This window comes from Vibrio sp. 2033 (assembly GCF_033339735.1).
In genome coordinates this window covers 1-520 of sequence record NZ_JAWOVC010000830.1, presented here as the reverse complement: position 1 = coordinate 520, position 520 = coordinate 1, and the positions used below count along the sequence as shown (strand labels likewise).

Sequence of the window (520 nt, the reverse complement as noted above, 5' to 3'; positions counted from 1 at the left end):
GAGGCACATCGGCCATCATCCGGCGTTGTGCCGCTTCCCTTTGCAGCATACGAATACGACCTTTCACCTCTGGCTTACCTTCGGTTTCTTTGTATTCGTCTTTCACTTCTTGCTTGGTCATCTTCAACTGATCGGCGTGCTGCCAAATCTGGAACGGTATATCGATGGCCACAACAATCAATAACGAGCAGCTGATCAACAAGATAAAGTTGAGCAAAATATCCAGCGCGTGGAAAATATTCTGCGGATAAACATCCATGCTAAGTTGGATCAAATCCGCTTGCGATGCTTGGATCAAATACATGGCAACGCCTGTCACCAACACCACTTTCAAGATCGATTTGATCAGTTCAACCCAACTTTGCATGCCCACCATGCGTTTTAAACCGCTCAGAGGGTTCATTTTGGACAGCTTAGGCATTGCCGCTTCGGCAGAAAAGCTAATGCCCCCAACCCCTGCAGCACCAATCGTCGCCGCCACAAACAACGTGATAAGGATGAGAAACAGTGGAAAAAGCAA

At 47.7% G+C, this 520-nt stretch carries 1 protein-coding gene; it reads right to left on the bottom strand.

Going from position 1 to position 520, the window contains the following annotated elements:
* The coding region (locus R7P74_RS29340; protein WP_318124256.1) for an EscU/YscU/HrcU family type III secretion system export apparatus switch protein at positions 1-520 on the bottom strand (520 nt) is incomplete at both ends.